Genomic DNA, 5,713 nt, shown 5'->3' with positions numbered 1-5,713 from the left:
TCCCTGGTGATACGCGGCATCACGTTTCCACACGTCGCCGAGGTAAACGCCGTGATACTCGGGATCGCTCGCTGAGAGCGACCGAAGTCCTACCGGCGTGAGCAGATGCGTTTTGACCTGATCGACGACAGCCGGCCAATGGATCGGATCGAGCACGGCGTGCTTGAGCGAAATGGCAAAGAGTTGGTTGGGACGCAGCGATGCATCGTCACCCTGTTCGCCGTCGACCACATCGAACAGGTATCCAATCTCATCCGACCAAAACCGCCGATTAAAATTCTCGCGAGCGGAATCGGCAAACGCCCGCAGACGCACAGCATCGGACACACTGCCGTGACGTTCGATCCAACCGCAATACAATTGCAGTGCGTTGTACCAAAGCGCGTTGATCTCAACTGCTTTTCCGCGTCTCGGTGTGACGACCCAGTCGCCGGCTTTCGCGTCCATCCAGGTCAGCTGGACATCGTGCTGCCCCTGCACGAGCAATCCGTCATGCTTGTCGACACCGATTCCGAATAAAGTCCCTTCCAGATGCGCGTCGATGATACTCTTCAGTTTCGGAAGCAGCTTTCGCACCAGTTCCATGTCGCCGCTGGCGGTTTCATATTCATCGAGTGCTTGGAAGTACCACAGTGTCGCATCGGCGGTGTGGTACATCCCTTCCTGGCCGCCCTCTGGAAAGAGGTTCGGGATCAGACCGTCGCGGATGTAGTCGGCGAACGTCAGCAGGATGCTTCGCGCATCCTCGTAACGATTCGTTGCCAAGGTCAATCCCGGCAAACTAATCATGGTGTCACGCCCCCAGTCGGTAAACCAAGGGTAGCCTGCGATGATGCTACGACGTGCTGGCTCGTCCGTCTTGGGATCCGCATCGGGGCGGTCGGCTTCTCGCGGCGCCGGTTCAATCAAGAATTGGTCGGCGGCGAGAACCAACTCTGCAGTCACAGAATCACCAGTGACACCATCGATACGTCGGACCAATTGCTCGCGGCGCTGTCTTTCATCGTCAAAGAGTTGTTCCGGCAACAAATCGTCGATAACAGACCAGTCATCCATCGTTGCGATCAATGAAACGCTGCCACCGGCGTGAAGGTCGACAGTAAAGTATCCCGGACTGTGAAGATTGCCAACATGGTCGTAGCCGCGCGCCTCTTCCACCGCGTAGAAACAATCCTGATCCGTGAACGCGGCATCGTTCCAACCGGTTCGACTGTCACAGGCTCGGATTCGCAATCGTCGGTCATCGACGTGCGAAATCAATTCGTAGCATTGCTGCCCAACGGTTTCACATCGCGTCGGAGTCTCAACGGCAACCGAATCGTTGTGGCCGCGAAACTGAACCATCGGCCGGATCCGCAACGACAGGTCTTTATCGCCTCCTGACGACGTATAACGAACGCAAACAACGTTGCTGCGGTACGGCATGACGATTGTTTTCACGACGTTCACGTCACCGATTCGATACGTCCACTTCGGGAATCCTTGGTCGAGGACAAACCGGTCAAGAGGCTGGGCCCCGTGGACTTCCGCGGTTTTGCCGGAATGTTGTACGCCCCAAAGACTCGCTCGGACAGAACCGTCGTCAGCAATCAGGTCTTCCCGAAGGCTTGAGAGGGACAGCGTACGCCCCTGCGGTGCGGGCAAATTGGAGATCAACAATCCGTGATGACGCCGGGTGGGGACAAAACCGAGTGTGCCAGCACAGTAGCCCCCGTTGCCCGCCGTGACCAACCATTCCCGCGACAGGAGCTGATCGATCCGGGCAGTCGTATCGTTCTCGAAGGTAACGGTTCGCATCAGGTCAGTCTCCACCACCGATAACCGTGCGGACCGAGAGTAATCCGATCGGTCGGTTTCTTCACCGCGTCGTATTCGGCATCCGACAGCAGTTCTTCAAGTGTCGCCTTTGATTTCCCTGCCAAGTCGAGCTCTACCTCCTGCGCTTCGTCGCTAAAGTTGTGAATTGCAACCAAGGTGACACCGTCGTGGTCGCATCGGTGTGCAAGAACATGGATGCTCTGCGTTTCGACAATTTGCCAATCGCCCCAGCCAAACGCCGGGTTTTCCTTGCGGATCCGTATCATGTGTTCGGTCACACTCAGCAACGAGTCGGCGTCGCGTTGCTGGTCGGCGACATTCACTTTCTTGAAGGAGAAGTGACCTTTGCTGACGATCGGGCGGATCATGCCACTGATGTCGGCGGACGAGAAACCTGCCCCTTTCTCGCTCGACCATTGCATCGGAGTGCGTATCGTGTCTCGCTCTTCGAGCGACATGTCTTCTCCCATTCCGATCTCCTCGCCATATCTCATCACCGGTGTGCCGGGAAGCGTCATCAACAGGCTATGTGTAAGTTTCAGCACCTTCACCACATCGGCCTTCGTCGCCTCCGCATCGGCCAACATCGGCGGCAGGCGACGGCGGATGCCTCGATCATAGATTTTCATCTCCTCTTTCGGCGCAAACGCAGCGTAAATCTCATCCTGCTGCGATTGACTCAACCGGCCGACTGGAAATTCGTCATGGTTGCGTAAGAAGTTCCCCCATTGACACTGGTCGGGTATCGCCGGCGGTTGATACATGCCCTCGCGGATCGCCATTGCGTTTCCTTGAACCAACGACAACATCAAGTGTTGGTTCAAGATGAAATTGAACATCATGTGCAGCTTTTCACCACTGCCGAAGTACTTCGGAACGTCTTCCATCGCGATGTTCGCTTCCGCCAACAACAACGCGTCACCCTTGACCCAACTGACATAGTCCCTGAACTCACGTAAGTACTCGTAAGGTTCATCCACCTCCGCACCGTCAAGAGACTTCAGTTCAATCAAGAATGGTGCAGCGTCGACACGAAAACCGGACACGCCCAATTGAAGCCAGAACGTCATGATTTTGCGAATTTCATTTCGCACCGCTGGATTGGCGATATTGAGTTCGGCTTGATGTTTGTAGAAGCGATGAAAGTAGTACTTTTTGGCCTTGCGATCGTAAGTCCACGTCTCTTTCTGAAAGCCCGGAAAGACGAGAAATTCGTCCGCACCCTCGGGTTTTTGGTCTTTCCAAACGTAATAGTCGCGATAGGGAGATTTTTCATCGGCTCGCGATTCCTGGAACCAGGGATGTTCGATCGACGTGTGATTGACCACCAAATCGATGATGACGCGGATACCGCGTTCTTCGGCGGCACGGATGAAGTCGACGAAGTCGCCCAGACTTCCGAGACGTTGGTCGACGTTGAAATAGTCCATCACGTCGTAGCCGTTGTCACGATTGGGCGTCGGATAGAACGGAGCCAGCCACAGACAGGTCACGCCTAGCCCCGCTAAATAGTCCAGGCGCCGCGTCAGCCCGACAAAATCACCGATCCCATCCGCGTTGGAATCCTGGTAGGTCTCCACATCTAAGTTGTAAATGACCGCATTCTTGTACCAGAGTTGAAACACGATTTTCCGGTGGCTTGAAAGTAAGGTCGCTGGCGAACGCGACTGGAAGCTGGCGAACGCGATTGGAAGCTGGTCGATCAGCTCGGTCGCCGAGACAGCGGACGCGATCGTAACGTTGACGCCAAAACGACTATGCAAGTCTTGCGCCGCAGCGGCAAAGAACCGGTGACTAGGAAGAGTCTTTTCGACTCTTCCGGCGTTCAAACCAGCGTTCGATCGAGCCGATCAGTATCAAGACCACGACTGCAAAGACCGTAACGCAAATGGCAAGTCCGGTCTGATCGACCGCGGTGGCGACACCGATGCCCGCTGTCAGATAAATCGTCGCTGCGGTCGTTAATCCTTCAACGCCACCTTCTTTCTGGTGCATGATTGTGCCTGCACCGAGAAAGCTGATGCCGACAACAATGGCTTGCAAGGTACGGATCGGATCGACGCTCAACAGCGAATTTGATTCCTGCTGCTGGAACTGATTCACAATCTCCTGGCCCAAGATCATCATCAAGGCGGCCCCGGTACAGACGAAGATGTGTGTGCGGATGCCCGCAGGCTTCCCGGCGATCTCACGCTCGACCCCCAACACACCCCCGCACGCCGCTGCGATCGCAATCGTTTGTAGATTCGCAAGGTCGATCGTTTCCCACATCGAGCTGATCTCGTCCACGTTAGGTCAGCCGCCTGTCGCAAAAACAAGGATTGGTTGCGTCGAGTCATGATCGGTCTTCGAACGCTCCGCCAGCGCAGCGAGCAGCGTTGTTTCTTGTCCGCCCTGAGAGCCCGGCATGAAAGGAGCGGGAAGTCAATCAAGCAAAACACGTGCCATTGGGCATGCAGTCGATGTGCTGCGTTCAGCGTCCAACGCAGCGAGGCACTTGCTGTGGCGGACCCACAGCACCCAAAAAACAAGCCCGACGTGCGAACACGTCGGGCTTGCGGGTCGGGTGACTGGGCTGCATTGCTCCTCCGAACAAGATGACTCTTGCGGAAAGGAGAAGGGCCATGGTGAAGCCCTCCCTGCCTCACCATGGCCCATCAGTGCTGGAACGATGGCACCGATCGTTCCACCCTCCCAATCCATGGTACCTGGAGTATCGGCTAACGCACCGCGATTCCTGTAGCGGTTTCGCGGCGTCGTCCGATTTTTTTCTTTGTCCAGGTCAGGCGATTTGCTAGCAAACTAAATTCGGCCTGCCGTCACTGCGTGACGCCGCCGGACCATTCGGCCGGCACGGGGCCACAATCGGTCGGCGCCGCCGCACAACCTCCGCTGCTGCAACCGTTGTCACAACCGCTGTTGCAGCCGTGCGACTTGCCGTGGATCGACAGATCGATGTGCGGCTTGCACTGGTTTCGAAAACCATTCCACACGTTGACGTTACAGGCGTTGGATCGCCAGTATTGGTAGAACGTCGATGTCGGCATTTGAGGCGTCATGTAGGGCTGACAGGCTCCGGGTTGGATGAAGTCGCGGTGTTTCAACCCGGCCAATCGGCAGTGCTTGCCACAGCTTGGCGTGCATTGGTGGCAGCACGCGGCGGCCTGGACTGCCGCGGCGGGTGCTTGCTGGTCCACGATCGGCTCCGCAATCGGCTCTGCGATCGGCGGTGTCGGCAGCGGCTCCGAGTCGGCCGGCATCGCCAGCGCTTCGGCTGCGGGCGTGGTGGTCAATTCCGTCGCGTCGGCCACCGCGTCGCTCGATTCAGCGATCGCTTGGACGGTTTCGTCGACCAAGGTGGTCGCCACGTCTCGGATCGGGGCGGGCTGTGCCGCAGCGGGCAAGGCTGCGGCGGGAGCGTTGTCAAAGTTGACTTCGGCCAACAACGCGTCGAAGTCACTTTTCGCTTGGGCTTGTCCGGCCAACGAGAGGGACCCGGCAAGCATGGCGGTCAGGACGAACCGTCCTAAGGGGGTGCGAGTACGCATGAGAAACATCCATGTGATTGGTGGAGAGGGAGACGAACGACATGTCGCTCGCGGCTATCGCCGGCGCAGCATCCATGCCTCTGCGGTTCTATCACTGTAAGCTTTCCCGCGCTTCGGCCTGGACGCAAATCGCCAGCGAGAAAACTTTGGCAATCGCCTCCCCCCCGGGTCCTTCAACCGCATCGACTCGATCGCCTTTCGCAGTCGTTAAAGCAGCAACGGTGCGTCGGTGTTACCGGACCGTCAGAACCCCACCTGGCAACGCTGTGAAGCATTTTATAGCGGTAGGGCGCGAGCCCTCCGGTGTATCGGAAACGTCGTGGGACCGGAGGGCTTGCGCCCTGCCG

The 5,713-nt window shown here is 57.3% G+C and carries 4 protein-coding genes; all 4 read right to left on the bottom strand.

The window, feature by feature from the left end:
* On the bottom strand, nt 1–1,797 hold a 1,797-nt coding region (locus tag ABX749_RS19300; RefSeq protein ID WP_372897404.1), incomplete at its 3' end, for an amylo-alpha-1,6-glucosidase.
* On the bottom strand, nt 1,797–3,443 hold the full coding sequence (locus tag ABX749_RS19295; protein ID WP_372897403.1) for an alpha-amylase family protein: 1,647 nt from the start codon (nt 3,441–3,443) through the stop codon (nt 1,797–1,799). The genes ABX749_RS19300 and ABX749_RS19295, both read right to left, overlap by 1 nt.
* Before the next feature lie 169 nt (nt 3,444–3,612).
* The gene (locus ABX749_RS19290) at nt 3,613–4,089 is read right to left on the bottom strand and encodes an MgtC/SapB family protein (RefSeq protein ID WP_372897402.1); all 477 of its coding nucleotides are present in this window, start codon (nt 4,087–4,089) and stop codon (nt 3,613–3,615) included.
* Between the two features lie 548 nt (nt 4,090–4,637).
* Nucleotides 4,638–5,366, bottom strand: a complete 729-nt coding sequence (locus tag ABX749_RS19285; protein WP_372897401.1) for a hypothetical protein — start codon at nt 5,364–5,366, stop codon at nt 4,638–4,640.
* Nucleotides 5,367–5,713 lie beyond the last annotated feature (347 nt).

It is taken from the genome of Stieleria sp., assembly GCF_041595215.1.
GTDB lineage: Bacteria > Planctomycetota > Planctomycetia > Pirellulales > Pirellulaceae > Stieleria > Stieleria magnilauensis.
This window is presented reverse-complemented; position numbering and strand designations above follow the sequence as displayed.